General features: G+C 46.7%; 12 protein-coding genes. All 12 read right to left on the bottom strand.

Annotated features, from left to right (window positions below):
- Window positions 1-51: 51 nt before the first annotated feature.
- Complete coding sequence (gene sigE / locus NYE62_RS07805; protein ID WP_007409714.1) at window positions 52-771, bottom strand: RNA polymerase sporulation sigma factor SigE; 720 nt, start codon at window positions 769-771, stop codon at window positions 52-54.
- Between the two features lie 57 nt (window positions 772-828).
- Window positions 829-1,758 carry a sigma-E processing peptidase SpoIIGA gene (gene spoIIGA / locus NYE62_RS07800; protein ID WP_144664720.1) on the bottom strand — a complete coding sequence of 310 codons (930 nt, stop codon included), beginning with the start codon at window positions 1,756-1,758 and terminating at the stop codon, window positions 829-831.
- A gap of 216 nt (window positions 1,759-1,974) precedes the next feature.
- Window positions 1,975-6,273: a S8 family serine peptidase gene (locus tag NYE62_RS07795; protein WP_342497343.1), complete on the bottom strand. Its 4,299-nt coding sequence runs from the start codon at window positions 6,271-6,273 to the stop codon at window positions 1,975-1,977.
- A gap of 271 nt (window positions 6,274-6,544) precedes the next feature.
- Entirely contained in the window at window positions 6,545-7,693 is a 1,149-nt protein-coding gene (gene ftsZ / locus NYE62_RS07790) for a cell division protein FtsZ (protein ID WP_003154424.1), read from the bottom strand.
- Window positions 7,694-7,728: 35 nt separating this feature from the next.
- Entirely contained in the window at window positions 7,729-9,042 is a 1,314-nt protein-coding gene (gene ftsA, locus NYE62_RS07785) for a cell division protein FtsA (RefSeq protein ID WP_003154425.1), read from the bottom strand.
- A gap of 549 nt (window positions 9,043-9,591) precedes the next feature.
- A complete protein-coding gene (locus NYE62_RS07780; protein ID WP_327942315.1) occupies window positions 9,592-10,380 on the bottom strand; it encodes a cell division protein FtsQ/DivIB in 789 nt (262 codons plus the stop codon).
- 128 nt (window positions 10,381-10,508) lie between these two features.
- Window positions 10,509-11,420 (bottom strand): UDP-N-acetylmuramate dehydrogenase, encoded by a 912-nt coding sequence (gene murB / locus NYE62_RS07775; protein ID WP_007409709.1) that lies wholly within the window; start codon window positions 11,418-11,420, stop codon window positions 10,509-10,511.
- Between the two features lie 25 nt (window positions 11,421-11,445).
- Window positions 11,446-12,537: an undecaprenyldiphospho-muramoylpentapeptide beta-N-acetylglucosaminyltransferase gene (gene murG / locus NYE62_RS07770; protein ID WP_015417423.1), complete on the bottom strand. Its 1,092-nt coding sequence runs from the start codon at window positions 12,535-12,537 to the stop codon at window positions 11,446-11,448.
- 117 nt (window positions 12,538-12,654) lie between these two features.
- Window positions 12,655-13,755 carry a stage V sporulation protein E gene (gene spoVE / locus NYE62_RS07765; RefSeq protein ID WP_003154430.1) on the bottom strand — a complete coding sequence of 367 codons (1,101 nt, stop codon included), beginning with the start codon at window positions 13,753-13,755 and terminating at the stop codon, window positions 12,655-12,657.
- Window positions 13,756-13,813: 58 nt separating this feature from the next.
- On the bottom strand, window positions 13,814-15,169 hold the full coding sequence (murD, locus tag NYE62_RS07760) for a UDP-N-acetylmuramoyl-L-alanine--D-glutamate ligase (protein WP_015417422.1): 1,356 nt from the start codon (window positions 15,167-15,169) through the stop codon (window positions 13,814-13,816).
- The gene (gene mraY, locus NYE62_RS07755; protein ID WP_007409707.1) at window positions 15,170-16,144 is read right to left on the bottom strand and encodes a phospho-N-acetylmuramoyl-pentapeptide-transferase; all 975 of its coding nucleotides are present in this window, start codon (window positions 16,142-16,144) and stop codon (window positions 15,170-15,172) included.
- Between the two features lie 107 nt (window positions 16,145-16,251).
- Complete coding sequence (locus NYE62_RS07750) at window positions 16,252-17,724, bottom strand: UDP-N-acetylmuramoyl-L-alanyl-D-glutamate--2,6-diaminopimelate ligase (protein WP_003154436.1); 1,473 nt, start codon at window positions 17,722-17,724, stop codon at window positions 16,252-16,254.
- Between the last annotated feature and the right edge of the window lie 29 nt (window positions 17,725-17,753).

Below are 17,753 nucleotides of genomic sequence, written 5' to 3'. Positions count from 1 at the left end.
TCCGGCTGCGGCAATCCTTGCAGCAGTAAGGGCTGTCAGATGGAAAAAATTTTACACCATTTTGTTAAACTCTTTTCTCAGTCTTTTGATAATCCGCTTTTCGAGCCGGGAGATATAAGATTGTGAAATCCCCATCATGTCGGCTACATCTTTTTGTGTTTTTTCTTCTTCTCCGACAAGCCCGAAACGCAGTTCCATAATCTGCTTTTCTCTTTCGTTTAATTGCTCAAGCGCTTTTTTCAAAAGTTTTTTATCCACATTGGCTTCAATGTCTTTTGTAATAATATCATCATCTGTGCCGAGCACATCCGAAAGCAGCAGCTCGTTTCCGTCCCAATCAATATTCAGCGGTTCATCAAAGGACACCTCTGAACGGATTTTATTGTTTCGGCGCAAGTACATTAAAATTTCGTTTTCGATACATCGCGACGCGTAGGTGGCGAGTTTGATTTTCTTTTCCGGATTAAAAGTGTTTACCGCTTTGATCAAACCGATGGTGCCGATGCTGATTAAGTCCTCGATATTGATGCCGGTATTTTCGAATTTGCGGGCAATGTAAACGACAAGACGTAAGTTTCTCTCAATCAGAATGGCCCGCGCCGCCTGATCCCCGCTCGGCAGCTTTAATAAGAGCACCTGCTCCTCTTCTTTAGACAAAGGCGGCGGAAGCGCCTCGCTTCCTCCTATGTAATATACTTCATCGCTTTTCAGTCCGAGTTTCATCAGCCATTTATACCACAAATATGTCAGACGCAGCTTAAGTTTTTTCATCTTCCTCCCCCTTCTAAATACAACGCGTTTTGAGTATGATGAATAACAGACTTTTCGTCAGGAAACATGTTTTACAGCCTTCCCTGTCAGCATCTTCGGATGAACGATTCCGTCAAATTCACCGTCCGCGGATAATGGTTTCGTGCTGATGCCGATCAGGCATTTTTCACATGCGATCATTTCGTCTTTTGTTAAAATCGTGACGTAATCCGGCTTTAAACAGAGTAAAAATTGATTGTCCTGGCCGACGCCCCTGTATGGAATCAGCCTCAGCTTATCCGCATGGCGGAACGAATCATCAAGCTGCTCTATCACTTCAAGCGGACTGGCGGATTTGATGAGGTCCGTTTCCTTTTCGCTGAGAATCGGAGCGAATCTGTCAATGCAAAGGATCATGACCGGCGTTTTCGTCAGCGGATCATACAGCTGATTCCCGGAATCCACCAATCCTTTCGCGCGGATTGTCTGTCCGCTGAATTCCGCCTGAACCATGACAAGTTCATCGTACTGGATTGACTTCGTCTCGATGTCTTCAATTCTCTTTTTCGAAAAAAACCATATGGCCGGAAATCCGATAACTACAAACATCCAGCTGATCGGGTCGCCGAATCCGGTCTGGCTTGTGACCATTACACCTTGCTGCACAATTGATTCTGTCTGCAGCAGGGAATGTACGCCGATCATTCCCCCGCCGACGAGAAAAGTCGCGAAATAAAAGGCGAACAAATTTTGAAAAAAGTATCGGAACCGTTTAAAGCCAAAAGCCGTAAGCACGATGACTACTGAAAACGCCATTTTTCCCGCCGGATGCTCCACAAAGGGAGAAACAGGCGTAAACATCAGAAGCACAATGGCTGACCCGATGAAACCGCCGGCGGCCACTCTTCTTTTTTTCACCTGGCGTTTTAAAATAAAGGCGGTCAATAAAAGCAAAAGAGAATCAAAACAAAAGTTCAACAGCCAAATGACATCCAGATAGATTTTCACATCTGACCCCTTTCCTCTTTTATCTTACTTATCTGTTTCTCTCTCTTGTTTCATAAGTATAAAGCAAGCTCTGTGGGAAAGTCTGTCAATTAATGTTGAGGGTAAAGTACAATTTTTAAGGGATAACCGTTTTATTTGTCGAGGGCCGAAAGGGTTGCTTTCCTATTGTCCGCTTCAACTAAAAAAGCGCTGCCCGTGATCTGGCAGCGCTCTGTCTTACTCATTGATATAAAGTTTTCCTTTAGCCGTCTGTCTCGTTTCATTTCCGTAGTCATCTCTAGCGATAACGTCAATTTTTGCTCCGCTTGCTTTGATGGAAGAAGTCGCCGTCCAGTAACCCTCATATCGTCCCGGAGAAATTTCTCTCAGCGGAAGCTCTGTTGCGTTTTGGCTCCCTGCCCGGGCGTTTGTCAGAGGCAGACGGATAACGAAGGAAGCGTCTAATTTCTTTCCGCTTGAAAAAGCGATTTTCACTGATTCTCCGGCTTTTAATTCCTTATCCGCTCCGGGAACCAATCCGGAAATGACGGGAGCATTGTAATTGACATCGATCACCGTCTTTTTCGTTGTTTTGTTACCCGCTTCATCTGAGGCCGTGACCTTGATCTCATTGCTGCCGTTTTCCAGAAGGGTTCTCGCTTGATAAGAACCGTTATTTACTTCAGCTTTTTTTCCGTTCACCTTTACCCATTTTAAATGGGCGTCGTGCACTTTTCCTTTTACGGTCACTGCTTCTTTATTTGTTTTATCACCGTTTGCCGGACTGTCAATCGTCACATCCGGCTTATCCTCATCCAGTATGACCGTGACAGGGCGTGACTCATCGGTTGACCCGCTGTCTGTCACAGATGCCACCGTCAGCCGATTGGCATCTTCAGTGAGTGTGACACCGGCCTGGAAATTGCCGTCTGCATCTGCTTTCGTTTCTGCGGCGGTTTTACCGTTATTGCTAAGACGGACAGCGGTTTTTGGTGAAGCCGTTCCTTTCACCGTGATTGACTTCTTGTTTGTAAATGACCGATCTTCAGGCGACGTTATGTCAGGCACAGAAGCTTCGTAGTCGACCAAAGCCCTGATCATAAAGTTTCCGTCTGATTTATCGGTTTTAGACCAGCGGCCGTCGAGGTATTGCCAGTTTCTGTTCGAGTACGGACTGCCGTCATCAGATGACAGGGCAGGTGTATAAGGATCGGGTTTCGTCTGGCGGAACACAAGATAAAAATCCTTTCCGACCGCGATTCCTTTTGAGCTGAGATCCACTTTGGTCCATTCGCCGTTTCGAAGCGCTTCAGCTTGGAACGGGCCGGCAATTTTGCTGCCCGGAGCTCCATCAGGGCCGGATACATCATATACTTCTGCTTGAAATTCGGTACCGCCCGGATCAGGCCAGTCGGCGCCCCAAAATTTAAAAAGGCCTCCCGTCAGCATACCGTGTTCTTTTCCGTCTTTGAGCGTCATCTTAACGGCAGATTTGCTGCCGGCTTTAAAATATGACAGCGCGGCTTCTTCCGTTCCGTTATCATAGGCAATTTCCCCTTCATAACCGATATACGGCTTAAGCTTGACGTTTTTTTCAGCATCTCCTTTGATGTCAACGGAAAATTCGCTATTGTAAAAGCCTTTTGCCGCTACTTTGATTGTGTAGGAGCCTTCGTACGCCTTAAGCGAATATTCCCCTTTATCGTTTGTCACCGCCGGTTCAATTGCGGCATCCTCAGCCACATAAAGCGCAGCCCCTTTTACCGGTTCGCCTGTTGACTGATTGGTGATGGTTCCTTTTAGCGTGCCGGACGGCATTTGCTCCAGTGTAAAGTCTGCCTGTGCGGTTTTATCTGATTGAATAGAAACTTGTTTCGAAGCGGACTTAAATCCGTAAGCCTCGGCTTTCAGCGTATAGCTTCCCGCCTTATGTGACAGGCTGTAGCTTCCGCTTGCAGGGTCGGAATATACGGATTTCCCCGTCTCGGCGACACTGATTTGCGCTCTGAGCGGCAGCAGGAGGTTTGTTTCACGTTTCACTCTTTTTCCGGGTGATTTCACTGCCGGTTTGGCCTGTTTCGGACTGACGGCTTTTTTCTTCAGGTGGCCGGGAGGTGTTTGTCTATTGTGTTTACTTTTTTTAGCCGCCTTGCCGAGAGGGCTGCTTGAAAGCCGGACATCATCGATATACCATCCGTCTTCATTGAGTACTTCGTCAGACTGCATATTAAACATGAGCTTTATGTTTTGGCCTTTATACGCAGATAAATCTGCCTCTTCATCATTCCATCCTGCGGAGTCACCATTGTAAACGGCCGCCTGCTCCCAATTTGATTTTCCTTCCGGAAGAACGAACACATACCCGTAATCAAAAAATTCTTCGAGCTTGTGCCAGCTTTTAAATTGCAAAAACAGCCGTCCTGTTTCCGGAACTTGAATCGGAGGCATCACCAAATTCATATTAGCTGAATCGGCATAAGGGCCGGACAGATTCGTCGCATACACTTTATCTCCGGAAAATGCGGTGCCGGGCCCTGAACCCGGGATACCCCATTCCCATTGGTCATGTGTCCCGTAACTGGACCAGCCAGCCGGCTGTGATTCAAAATCCTCTTTGTATCCCGCCGTAATGCTCGGTTTCACGTCAGCCCGGTACGTATCAGATTCTACAGAATGACCTCCGAAATCTTTTATGGTCCATTTATAACTTACCTTGCTTCCCGTTACATCCGGAATCTCCGCCTGGTATGTTCCCTTTTTTTCATCACCGCTTTTTTGAACGGCAGCTGTCGTTTTCCACTTTCCTTCATCAAACTGATAGGAAAGGATGACTTCAGTTACGCTTACATCGTCTTCTGCTGTAACCGTTAACGGAAGGTTTGCCCCTTTGTAAGCCGCTGAGACCGGTTCATGGTGAAAGCTCGGCGGATTGTGATCTTCGCCCGCAGAAGAGACCTTGCCTTCTACGCTTCCGATTCCGTCCGTTACGGCAGAAACGGCATCAAAAGCGTTAACGAGACCGTGGCCGTAACCGTTATTCGGTGATTCCGGAAAAACGGAATCTGTCAGCTTTTCCGCGGTGCGCGTCAAAACGTCTTCCATTTCATCGACCGTAATAGAGGCGTTCGCCTGCCTTAACAAAGCCGCCGTCGCCGCCACATGCGGCCCGGCCATTGAAGTTCCGTCCCAGCCGCCTTCGTATGTTCCTCCAGGAATCGAAGAACGGATATTCACTCCCGGAGCCGAAATGTCCGGTTTTGTTTCATGATACGGTGAGGGGCCTTGAAGTGAGAAATCAGCGAGTTTCTTGTCGATGTCAGTCGCACCTGTCGCAAATGCTTCAGGATAATTGGCCGGATTTGCGATTGACCCCGGTCCTCCCGGTGTAAATAAGTCTTCATTTCCCGCAGAGAATTCCGGAAAAATCCCTGCCGCTCTCCACGCATTCACCATATCGCGGTACCACTCGTCCATTCCCGAACCGCCTGCCCAGGAATTATTAACAACATCCGGCGCCATCTCGGGATGGGGCGTGCCGTTTTTATCTTTAGGCGCGAGCACCCATTCACCGGCATCCAAAATATCGGCATCGGTTCCTCCGTCATCTGAAAATGCTTTTACTGCGATCCATTTCGCCCCCGGAGCCACACCGATTTGATTTGAGCCGTCAGGTTCTGAACCCGTCATGGTCCCTGTTACATGAGTGCCGTGTTCAAGATCATCGTAGGGAGCGTCTTTATGGGACACGGCATCATACCAGTTCATTTCATGATTCGGCGCTGCGGGATTTTCAGGATCGTAACCCCGGTATTTTTCTTTAAGCGCCGGATGATCCCACTGAACTCCCGTATCAATGGAGGCGACAACCGTGCCGGTTCCGTCGTATCCTGAAGCCCAGGCCTGCGGCGCATCAATTTGGCTGATATTCCATTCGATGCCTTCCTTTGCTTTGATCTCTTTTTGTTTTTTCTTCATTTGAAAAGGAGCTTTTGATTGTCGTTGAGTAAGCTGACGTTTTTCATTCGGAAGAACTTTTTCTACTTCAGGAAATGAGGCGGCTTTTTCCATGACCTCTTTCGAAGCAGTGACTGCCATTCCGTTAACAATATAATAGGAATGGATGTGATCAGCCTTGCCTTTCTTTTTTTGTTTTTCCAAATATGTTTTCAGATTCTGCTGCGCATCATGAGCCGCCAGTTTTAAAGAAGAAACGACGGCTGACCGCTTTTGATATTCGGTTTTTGCTGCGGAAAGCGATTGAGACTTGGCGTTTTTTTCTGCTTCTTTGACCGCTTTTTTCGTATTGGCTTTCTCTTTAAATTTGATAAGAAACGTGACTTTATCATTTTTTTCAAAACGCTTCTTGACTGAATCGGAAATCTTATGCTGAATGCTCTTAGAGGAAGAAAGATCTTTGGTGAAAGAAACTGCCCCCGGTGTGCTGTTCGCTCCGGCTGCACCCGGAAACAACAGGGAACTGACGACAATCGCGCTTAAAACGGAGCCTGTCCATCTGTTTCTTGTTTTTTTCTTCAATCGTATCCCCCCTTATTTGGTAACGCCCTATAAAATGTGTATCCCTCCTTCATAATTGGAATCGTTTGTTATTTCGATGCTGTACGTTAAATGTAGACAATCTCCCATCCAGATATTGTCACATTCTGTAGAAAGCCGTATGAAATTAAAAAACAATCAATTCGTCATAGGTATAAAGTTTCTTTTTTCACTGTATAGATCATGGGGATAGGAAGGAAGACTGTGCACAAAAGAAAAAGGACAAAACCATGTGGTCTTGTCCTTTTTTACATCAGCCGCGTTTGTTGCGGTTTCTTAAAAATGTAGGAATGTCGAGGGCATCATCCGCCGGCTGTGATGTATGGCGGTTCACCGTGTTTTGATGCTGTGTTTCTTCTCGTTTCGGCTCACGTTTCGCAGCGTTTTGGCTTTGAGACTTCAATCCTTGGTTTAAAGTCGGACGCTGCGGTTTTGAGTCATCTTTTTCCTGTTCGATAAAACCGGTCGCAATAACGGTGACGACGATTTCATCTTTCAGATTTTCATTGATAACTGAACCGAAAATCATGTTGACATCAGGGTCAGATGCAGAAGCGACGATGTCGGCTGCTTCCTGCACTTCGTAGAGGCTCAGGTTTGTACCTCCCGTAATGTTCATCAAAACACCTTGCGCTCCGTCGATTGCCGCTTCCAGTAACGGACTGGAGATCGCCTTTTTGGCGGCTTCAGCAGCACGGCTTTCGCCCGTAGCGATCCCGATCCCCATCAATGCTGAACCTTTGTTGGACATGATGGTTTTGACATCGGCAAAGTCCAAGTTGATTAAACCAGGCGTCGCGATGAGGTCAGAGATACCTTGCACCCCTTGGCGAAGCACGTTATCAGCTTCACGGAATGCTTCAAGCATCGGTGTGTTTTTATCGACAATTTCAAGAATGCGGTCATTCGGAATAACGATCAGTGTGTCAACGGCTTCTTTCATTGCCGTGATACCGCCTGCAGCCTGCAGCTGACGTTTTCTTCCTTCAAATGTAAACGGTCTTGTTACGACACCGACAGTCAAAGCGCCTAAGTCCTTTGCGATTTGCGCGATAACCGGTGCGGCTCCCGTTCCGGTACCGCCTCCCATTCCGGCTGTAACGAACACCATGTCAGCGCCTTTTAGCGCTTCTTCGATTTGTTCCTTACTTTCTTCAGCGGCTTTTTTGCCGACTTCCGGATTCGCTCCCGCTCCGAGACCGCGGGTCAGCTTTTCCCCGATCTGCATTTTCACTTCCGCTTTTGACAGGTTAAGAGCTTGCGCGTCCGTGTTTACCGCAATGTACTCTACACCCTGCACTTCATTTTCAATCATTCGGTTGACCGCGTTATTACCGCCGCCTCCTACTCCGATTACTTTAATTGATGCTAAGCCGTCTATGTTTGTTTCGAAATCCAACATGCTAAATCCTCCTAATCTGCCGAATGACTATCAATCTATTCCCAAAACATGCTTAATAGTTTTTTCATTTTGCTCGGTTTGTTGTGTTCGGCTTGTGTTTTTTGTTTTGCTTTTGGACGCTGCTGCGCCTCTGGCCGCTGATGATGTTCTTCTTCGTGAGAGACCGCGATTTCCTGCACGGCTTCTTCCGGCATATGAAAGCCTATTTTTCTTCCCTGAATTCTGGCATTTCGGCAGGCAAATTGTATCAAGCCGACACCCGTCATATACTGAGGGTCTCTTACACCGATATAATTCGGGCTTGCGACCCTTACATTGTGCCTCAGCACTTCCTGTGCCAATGAAAGCACTCCGGGCATTGCGGCCTGTCCGCCGGTCAGCACAAAGCCGCCGGGCAGATCTGTAATTCCCATATGCTCAATTTCGGCTGCGGCAATCTCAAGAATCTCTTCCACTCTTGCTTCAATAATATTAGCAATTTCCTGCTGTGTAAAAGATTGCTTTTGATTCGTTCCTATGACGGTGACTTCAAATACTTCATCTTCTGAAGCCTCATCGTAGAATGCATGTCCGAATTGTTTTTTTACTCTTTCAGCCTCTTCGGTGGAAGTGCGCAATCCGATCGATACATCTTTCGTGATGTTTTCGCCTCCGAGCGGAATGACGGCTGTCTCCTTCAGGTGCCCCTGTTCAAATACCGCCACCGTCGTCGAGCCGCCGCCGATATCAATCATGGCGACTCCGAGGTTTTTTTCGTCTTTTGACAAAGCCGCCGAACCGGCCGCAAGCGGCTGCAGGCAAATATCAGTAATTTCAACGCCCGCTCTCTCCACACAGCGAAGTAAATTATGTAAGATCGTTTTGGAGCCGGTAATCAGCGTGCCTTCTACTTCCAGGCGCACGCCGAGCATTTTTTTCGGATCGGTAATTTCGTCTCTTCCGTCAACGATAAACTGTTTCGGAACGACGTCTACGATCAGCTGCTCATGCGGAACTGACACGACCTGTGCCGCTTCCATTACCCTGCGGACGTCTTCAACGTGAATTTCTTTGTTTTCACTGGAAACAGCGACAACGCCGTTCGTATCTTGAATATGAATATAATTTCCATTAACGCCGACAATGGCTTTTTTCAGCGGAAAACCTACCATTCTTTCAGCTTGGTCAAACGCTTTTCTTATAGAATGAACGGTTTCATCTATATCAACGATTGAGCCTTTTTTCAACCCTTCAGACGGTACATTTCCCACTCCGATAATGTTAAGGGAATCATCTGTCATTTCTCCGACGATCACTTTTGTATTGGACGTACCGATGTCAAGACTGACGTAAAGTTCATTGTTGTTCATTCTATGGCACCTCCTCACATTTCGATCAAATTCTATTCTATTATTTGCGGAACAACAATACAATGAATGTGGCTTTACAAGTGTGTAACAAAAACAACAGCATCAACAAATTCTTATCTGATTTCTCACAATTTATGTTTAATGAAACTATTCGTTATATTCTATGTATATCCTCTTTTATATCGTATTTTTTTTATTTTTTTTAGAGACGGCCCACCTTACCGTAAGATTTCCTTTCACGGTGCCATACTGTGCAAACCAGATGCAAATATACCCGCTTTCCATTAGTCTACACTAAGATGAACCTCCAGAAAAGCTATAGATATTGCCAGAAACATCCGAAAAAAGAAGAAACAGGAGGAAAATTCCAAATGCAATGCTCATTGCAGAAGACACGCCCATTGCATTGAGAATTTTCCGCTTGTCCGGCAGCCATATCCCGGGCAAAAACAAACATAGTCATAATGATTCCGCTATCGGTTATATCGGCTGCCCCGCTGATTGTAATAGATTCTTTTGAATCACCTTGAAATTAGTTCTTTAGAACTATTAATCATTTTCTTTTTTCTTGCCGGATTTACCTTTGTTAAATTCTTCAAAATACGTAGCGACTTCTAAGTGGATAATCCCCTTTTTCCCGCCGTCCAGCTGGGAAACGATAGAAGGATAGGTCTTCATCCGGCCGGCAAACGTTTTAATAGAAGCGGTAACTACATACCCGTCGTTCATATACAGCCTGATCCGGTCCTGATCCATTTTTACCGGTGTATAATAGATTTCAGAAATCGACTGCTTTAGCGAACCGGAAAGCTTATCAAGCTGCTCCGCCATTTTGACCCGCTTTTTCGCGTTTGTCCAGTCAACCAAAATCGGGCCCGCGTCATCCGGCGTGACTTCGTTCGGCAGCACAGTGCCGTTTTCGAGCACTTCATAATATACATCATGTCGCTGCAGATACGCGATCGTCTTGTATTCTTCAATGTGAATGCTGACTTTGTTAGGAAATACTTTTGAAAGTTCCGCCTTTTTCACCAGCTTATTCTGCTCAATCTTTTCTTCTGTTTTTTTCTTGTTCAGACTCCAGAACTCGGTTTGTCCGTTATGTATATCAGAAAGCGCGTTGATCTCTTTTACAGACACGTTTTCGTTTCCGGAAACGGTGACAGAAGACACTTTGCTGATCGGCATCTGCAAGTACACGATGATCAGCACCATCATAAAAAAGAGCACAATGAATGAAATCAGCCGGCGGTTTGCTTTTTGCTTCCGCTGCTCTTTGATTTTCGGAATCCGCTCTTCAATATTTACGATTTTTTCTCTTTCATGATTTGGGTTCACTGCCTGTCCACCTCACTAAGAATGAAACAGCTTGACATTCGTCTGATTGAAAAACAAACGGCATGCTGTGATGCCGTTTGACATTTGTTAAAAGTATATCACATGAGCTCATGTAATCAGAGAACCTTTTAACGATTCCCTCCGATGATTTCAACTTCTGTATGCATGTCAACATCATACTGCTCACGGATTGTCTTTTTCACATATTCAATCAGATCAAGAACGTCCTTGGCAGTCGCTCCGCCGGCATTGACGATAAAATTCCCGTGCATTTCGGACACTTTCGCTCCGCCGATCTGATGTCCTTTTAATCCCGCTTTTTCAACGAGGTTTCCGGCATGATCCGGCAGCGGATTTCTGAATATGCTTCCGGCGCATGGGCTCGAATACGGCTGCGTATTTTTTCTGTAATCTTTGTTCTGCTGCATTTGCGCCGTAATGGCTTCCCGTTCCTTTTGCTCAAGCTGAAGAACTGCCTCGAGACAGACGCCGGGGCGTTTTTTCTGCAAAACAGACGTTCTGTAGCTGAAATCCATCTCTTCGTTCGTCAGCCATTCGATTGTGCCGTCTTCAAATAAGATACGGGCTTTCACAAGAATCTCACTCATATCAGATCCGTGCGCCCCGGCATTCATATAGACGGCTCCGCCGATTGATCCGGGAATGCCCGCTGCAAATTCGAGACCGGACATTCCTTTTTTACTCATGGAAGTCGCAAGCCGGACGACCGAATAGCCGCCTCCGACTGTCACCTGATCACCGTCAATCTCCAAATGATCCAGACCCGCTCCCAGCTTGATGACAACTCCTCTTATGCCTTCATCAAGCACGAGCAGATTTGAACCCCGTCCGATAACCGTCCATGGCAGATCATGTTTCTTCACAATATCCATAATATCTTTGACCGCTTCCACACGGTTGGGGATGATCAAAATGTCCGCCGGACCGCCGATTTTCATCGTTGTATGGTTCGCGAGCGGTTCTTGTTCCAGCACTTTGCCGACTTCGCGGTCTCTTAATTCCTGAATTACGTTCTCCATCATAAACCTCCGCATTCCATTTGCTCTATTTTTTTATGTCTTCCATGATACTGTACAGTCTGGCTGCCGCATCCGGAACACCGAGTGATTTTGTCCGCTCACTCATGTCTTTTAAGGTTTCTTCATTCATGACGATTTTGTCCAGCGCAGCGATCAGTTTTTCTCCGGTGAGCTCGGTTTCCTTCAGTACGATTGCAGCGTCATGCTGGCTGAGCGCCTTCGCATTGACTTCCTGGTGATTGGCTGTCACATACGGGCTCGGAATAAGCACGCTCGGAATGCCGAGAGCGGTGATTTCCGCAATCGTCGTCGCTCCGGCTCTGGCCACAATGACATCAATTGATTGTAAGTACTCCGGCATTTGGTGCAAAAACGGTTTTGTCACCATATTATCAGCGGCTTTTCCGCCTTTCAGCTCAGCCGTTACCTTCTCGTAATGCACTTCCCCGGTAATATAAAGCACTTGGTAAGGTCTCGTTTTCAATTCTTCCTGCATATCTATAACGGCACGGTTAATGGGAGCCGCGCCTCTGCTTCCGCCGAAAATGAGCACCGTTTTTTGATTGTCTTTCAGCCCGAACTCAGTTAATGAGCGGCCTGTCTTAATTGAGACGACTTCAGAGGCTCTCGGGTTTCCCGTAAACACAACTTTTTCAGCAGGAAAATGCGATTTTGCCTCTTCAAAGCAAATTGCCACCTTATTAACATATTTCGAGAGAAACTTATTTGTGATGCCGGGCAGGCTGTTTTGCTCATGAATGATCGTCGGAATTCCCATTTTTGCCGCCGCGTATACGACCGGACCGCATACATAGCCGCCTGTACCGATAACGGCATCCGGTTTAAACTCTTTTAAATATGATTTGCTTTTCTTCACGCCTTTTAAGAAACGCATGACGGTTTTTACATTTTCAAAAGAAAGTTTTCGTTTGAAACCTGTAATTTCAATGGCGCGGAACGGGATGTTTTCCCGTTCAACAATTTTTTTCTCAAGACCGTTCTCTGTTCCGATATACAAAAATTCCACATCCGGATGCCGGCGCTGAACTTCTTTAATAAAGGCCAGGGCCGGATAAATATGTCCTCCGGTTCCGCCTCCGCTTACTGCAATACGCATTCGTATGTCCCCCTTAATCACATAGCGATAACCCTGTTTTTTTAGGACAGGGTTATTGATGTTGTCTGTTTTTTTATAGATAACGAATAAATCATGAGTGATGAGGCAAGATACAGATCAATACCTCGAGTATCGGCTGACATTTAAAAGCACGCCGACCGCTGCGAGCATCAGCGTCAGTGATGAGCCTCCGTAGCTTAAAAACGGCAGCGTAATTCCTGTTACCGGGATCAGCCCCGTCACAACGCCGATATTAATCATGACTTGAATAGCTATCATAGAAATAATACCGATGGCGACAAAGCTTCCGTATAAATCCGGCGCGCCGAGGGCAATCCTGACGCCCCGCCATAATAAAATACTGAACAGCAGCAATATGAGCGAACCGCCGATAAAGCCGAGTTCCTCAGATAAAATAGCAAAAATGAAATCGGTTTGCGGCTCCGGCAGGTAAAAAAACTTTTGCCGGCTTTGACCCAGCCCCATTCCGAACAGTCCGCCCGGACCTACGGCATAGAGCGACTGAATGATCTGAAATCCGCTTCCAAGCGGATCCTCCCACGGGTTTAAGTAAGAGGTAATCCGTTTAATCCGATAAGGAGCGGACAGAACAAGTGCCGCAAATCCGCTTAAACCGATGAGTCCGAGGAACGCAAAATGAGCGATTCGCGCACCGGAAACAAAAATCATCACGATGCACGTGCCCACCATTACCGTCCCCGTTCCCAGGTCTGGCTGGCACATAATAATAATAAATGCAGAAAACACGATTCCGAGCGCGGGAACGAATCCGCGTCTGAATGACGTAATATTCTTCTGTTTTTCAGAAAGAAATTTAGCCAGAAACGCAATCATCGCGAGTTTCATAAACTCCGAAGGCTGAATGCTGAACGCTCCCACTCCGATCCAGCTTCTTGAACCGTTCCGCACCATTCCGACTCCCGGAATCAGCACAAGCACAAGCAGAAAAAAACAAATGATCAGAAGCAGCTTCGACCATGTGCGCCATGTCCAATAATCCACATTCATAATGAAAAACATGGCAATGACGCCGATCCCCGCAAACAGCAGCTGCCGTTTCGCGAAGAAAAACGAGTCGTCAAATTTATAATCCGCCCATACCGCACTTGCACTGTAGACCATAATTAATCCTATTGTTAAAAGCAATAACGTAATGATAACTAATAACAAATCAGGCGCTGTTTTTTTAGTAGTCAAAGCAATCGACACCCCAAGCATAAGTCATTTAGGGCTGCCGATGAACAGAGACAAGCCCTTACTTAAGCATATGCACGGCATCTATAAACATGTCACCGCGTTCTTCAAATGTTTTGAACTGATCCCAGCTTGCACACGCGGGTGACAAGAGGATGACGTCTCCTTCATTTGAGAGCGCAAACGCCGCAGATACTGCTTGTTCAACATTATCGACACGTTTGACATGTTGTATTCCCAGCTCATTGCCCAGTTTTTCTATCTTCGGCGCTGTCTGTCCGAACGTCAGGACCGCTTTGACATTGTCCATATACGGTTTCAGGTCGTCAAAACCGTTGCCGCGGTCCAGTCCGCCTGCAAGCAGAATAACCGGTGCTTTGAACGCGGAGAGCGCTTTGCTTGTGGCCAAAATATTCGTCGCTTTGCTGTCATTATAAAATCTACGATTCTGGATCGCAGTTACATACTGCAGACGGTGTTTGACACCGGTAAAGCTTGTCAGCACCTTCTGAATCGCTTTATTAGACGCGCCCGCCGTTTTTGCCGCGGCTACAGCGGCCAATATATTTTCTAAATTGTGCGCGCCCGGCAGTACGATGTCATCAACAGGCAGAATCGCTTCATCGCCGAACATCAGCATTCCGTCTTTAATGAATGCGCCGCTTGACAGTTCCTGGTGAACTGAAAACGGAACGGTGCCGGCTTTTCCGCTTTCGGCAAGCCGCACGACTGTTTCATCGCTTTGATTGACGATGGCCGTATCACTCTCAAGCTGATGAAGATACACGTTCTGCTTGGCTTTTTCATAGTTTTCACGGCTGTGATGGTAATCCAAATGAGCGTCGAACACATTTAAAATCAGGCCGATTTCAGGTCTGAACGCATGAGTCCCCATAAGCTGGAACGAAGAAAGCTCTGTGACGATCCATTCATCACCGTCAGCATGATAAGCCACTTCACTGGCGACAGTGCCGATATTCCCTGCGATCAGCGCCTTTATCGAGTCAGCTTTCAGCATTTCATAAATCAGGGTCGTCGTTGTTGTTTTCCCGTTTGAACCTGTAATGCCGATGAATTTTGCATTGGTGATATAATACGCAAGCTCGATTTCCGTCCAGACCGGGATGCCTCTTCTTTGCGCTTCCTCCACCATGATATTTTCATACGGGATTCCGGGATTTTTGATCAGAATGGTAATGTGATGCTGATCAAAAAGTGACGTCGGATGCTCACCGCAGATGACTTCAATTCCTCTTTCTGCAAGCCTTTGGGCAGGTTCGTTCTCTTCAAAGGCTTTTTGATCATTCACGACGACGTTAATGCCTTTTTCATGAAGAATCGACGCAGCCGCATATCCGCTTTTCGCCAGTCCGAGGACTAGAAAGTTTTGTTTTTGCAAAAAAAGTTCGTTTTCCACTTATAACCACACCTCGATGTAAATTCCTAAAACGGCAAGCAGCAGTCCCGCAGTCCAGAATGTGACGACAACTCTCCATTCAGACCATCCGACCAATTCGTAATGGTGGTGAAGCGGACTCATCTTAAAGATTCGTTTTCCTGTCGTTTTAAAGCTGATGACTTGTAAGATAACAGATAAGGTCTCAATAACAAATACTCCGCCGATAATGACGAGCAGAATTTCAAGCTTCGTCAGAATGGCAACGGTCACGATCGCTCCTCCGAGCGCAAGCGAACCGGTATCCCCCATAAATACCTTGGCGGGATGGGCGTTGAATACAAGAAAACCGAGAACGGCGCCGACAACGGCAACCGAGAAAATCGCAACATCATATTGTGACTGGTTCCACGCAAGGATGGCGAAAGCGCCGAATGCGATAGCCGCGGTACCGGACAAGAGACCGTCCAGACCGTCTGTCAGGTTGACGGCATTTGAACCTCCGACAAGCATAAAGAGAACGAGGATAAAGTATCCCCAGCCGAGATCGATTGACAGATGTGTGCCCGGCACCCTGATGCCGGTTGAAAAATGGCAATAATGATATACTCCGTAAAATACAATGGCAATAATGATCTGGCCGATCAATTTCTGCTTCGACGTCAATCCGAGATTCCGTTTCATTACTACTTTAATATAGTCATCCAGAAAGCCGAGCAGGCCGTATCCGATGGTGACAAACAGCAGAAGAAACATTTCCGCGCTCAGATGCGAAAATTTCTGCGTCATGACAATCGCCGTAATGGCGATGGATACAATAATCATGACCCCGCCCATCGTCGGCGTCCCTGATTTTTTCATATGTGATTTCGGCCCCTCTTCCCTGATACTTTGGCCGAATTTTAAACGTCTTAAAAACGGGATAAGAATCGGAGATATCAGAACACTGATTAAAAATCCCATTATTATTGTAAATAAAATCACTTGCTCAAGCATTGCTCTTTTCTCCTCCCGTTTCGTTCAAACGACATACGTATTTATCATATTCACATTGTGTCCCCGTAATTCTTTTCATTTCCCTCATTCTAACACTCTTTCCTGTTTTACTTTTTATTCAGCTCAACAATAGCTCTTCCCGCTACTTCGGCGTCATCAAAGTCGAATGTTTCATTGCCGATCTGCTGATAGGTTTCATGCCCTTTCCCGGCAATCAGAACCACATCTCCCTTTTTCGCGTTGGCAATGGCAAAAAAGATAGCCTGCTCGCGGTTTGCGATACTGTGATAGTAGGTGCCTTCTACCCCTCTTTCCATATCTCTTAATATGGCCAGCGGGTCCTCGCTTCTCGGGTTATCTGAAGTGAAAATCGGTTCGTCGGCAATCCGCACCGCAATTTCCGCCATTTTCGGGCGTTTCGTTTTGTCCCGGTCTCCGCCGCAGCCGACGACGACGAAAAGCTTTCCCTCTGTCATGTCTTTACATGTATTCAGAACGTTTTCCAGACTGTCAGGCGTGTGCGCGTAATCGACGACCACAGGAAACGGCTGATTGTGATTCACCAGTTCAAACCGGCCTCTGACACCTTGCAGCTCTTCAAGAGCGCTTGTGATCGTATCAAACGGCAGTCCCGCTGCGATCGCTGTCGCCGCTGCAGCCAGTACGTTATACACGTTGAAGCGGCCGACGAGTGAAACTGTGATCTGCTTTGTTCCTTTTGGCGTAACGAGCTCAAAGCTTGTGCCTTGCGCAGAGATCTCGATTTGTTTCGCCATGACATCGGCATCATTCTCGATTCCGTATGTAAGGATGTGCGCCGCCGTCACTTTTTCAAAATAAGCACTGGCTTTGTCATCTGCGTTTAAAACGGCCCGCTTCGGCTTTTCGTGGTTAAAGGAGCCGCCCAGCTGGGAAAACAGGAGGCTTTTAGCCTGTCTGTAGTCTTCCATCGTCTTGTGATAATCTAAATGGTCCTGCGTCAGGTTCGTGAATACGGCGATATCATAATCGCAGCCGTGAACCCTGCCGAGTGACAGAGCGTGAGAAGACACTTCCATAATAGCTGTGTCAACATGCTCATCATTCATTTTCTTGAACGTTTTTTGCAGTGTGACGCTTTCGGGCGTTGTATTTTTGACCGGGAATGTCTCATCCCCGATTTTAATGTACATCGTTCCGATTAAACCGGTCTGTCTTCCCGCTTTTTTGAAAATCTCATCAACCATGTGCGTCGTTGATGTTTTGCCGTTTGTGCCGGTGATGCCGATAAGCTGAAGCTGCTTTGTCGGCTGCCCGTAAAACGCGTCAGAAAGAACGCTGAGCGCCCGCTGTGATCGGCGGACAATAATGACAGGAACATCGACGTCAAGCTCTTTCTCGGCAACGATGGCCGCTGCGCCGTTTTCTGCGGCTTTTTGGGCAAAATCATGTCCGTCTACCGTATACCCTTTTATACACACAAAAAGACTCCCTTTTCTCACTTCCCTGGAGTCCATCTCAATTGAAGTTATGTCAGGGTCATGAAAGTCATTTTGAACAGGTTCGGCCATTAAATATGTAAGCAGCTTTGTAAGTTTCATTGTATCAAACCTCTCAGAAATTCTATTCA

It is taken from the genome of Bacillus sp. FSL K6-2861 (genome assembly GCF_038630725.1).
Classification (GTDB): Bacteria; Bacillota; Bacilli; order Bacillales; family Bacillaceae; genus Bacillus; species Bacillus velezensis.
The sequence above is the reverse complement of the archived record's forward strand: the minus strand, read 5'-3'. Positions and strand labels throughout refer to the sequence as shown.

What these genes read in the sequence shown, in the direction of transcription:
- NYE62_RS07750 (WP_003154436.1), bottom strand. Translation starts at nt 17,724, where the DNA reads ATGAAACTTACAAAGCTGCTTACATATTTAATGGCCGAACCTGTTCAA.
- murG (WP_015417423.1), bottom strand. Translation starts at nt 12,537, where the DNA reads ATGCGTATTGCAGTAAGCGGAGGCGGAACCGGAGGACATATTTATCCG.
- mraY (WP_007409707.1), bottom strand. Translation starts at nt 16,144, where the DNA reads ATGCTTGAGCAAGTGATTTTATTTACAATAATAATGGGATTTTTAATC.
- ftsA (WP_003154425.1), bottom strand. Translation starts at nt 9,042, where the DNA reads ATGAACAACAATGAACTTTACGTCAGTCTTGACATCGGTACGTCCAAT.
- ftsZ (WP_003154424.1), bottom strand. Translation starts at nt 7,693, where the DNA reads ATGTTGGATTTCGAAACAAACATAGACGGCTTAGCATCAATTAAAGTA.
- murB (WP_007409709.1), bottom strand. Translation starts at nt 11,420, where the DNA reads ATGGAGAACGTAATTCAGGAATTAAGAGACCGCGAAGTCGGCAAAGTG.
- sigE (WP_007409714.1), bottom strand. Translation starts at nt 771, where the DNA reads ATGAAAAAACTTAAGCTGCGTCTGACATATTTGTGGTATAAATGGCTG.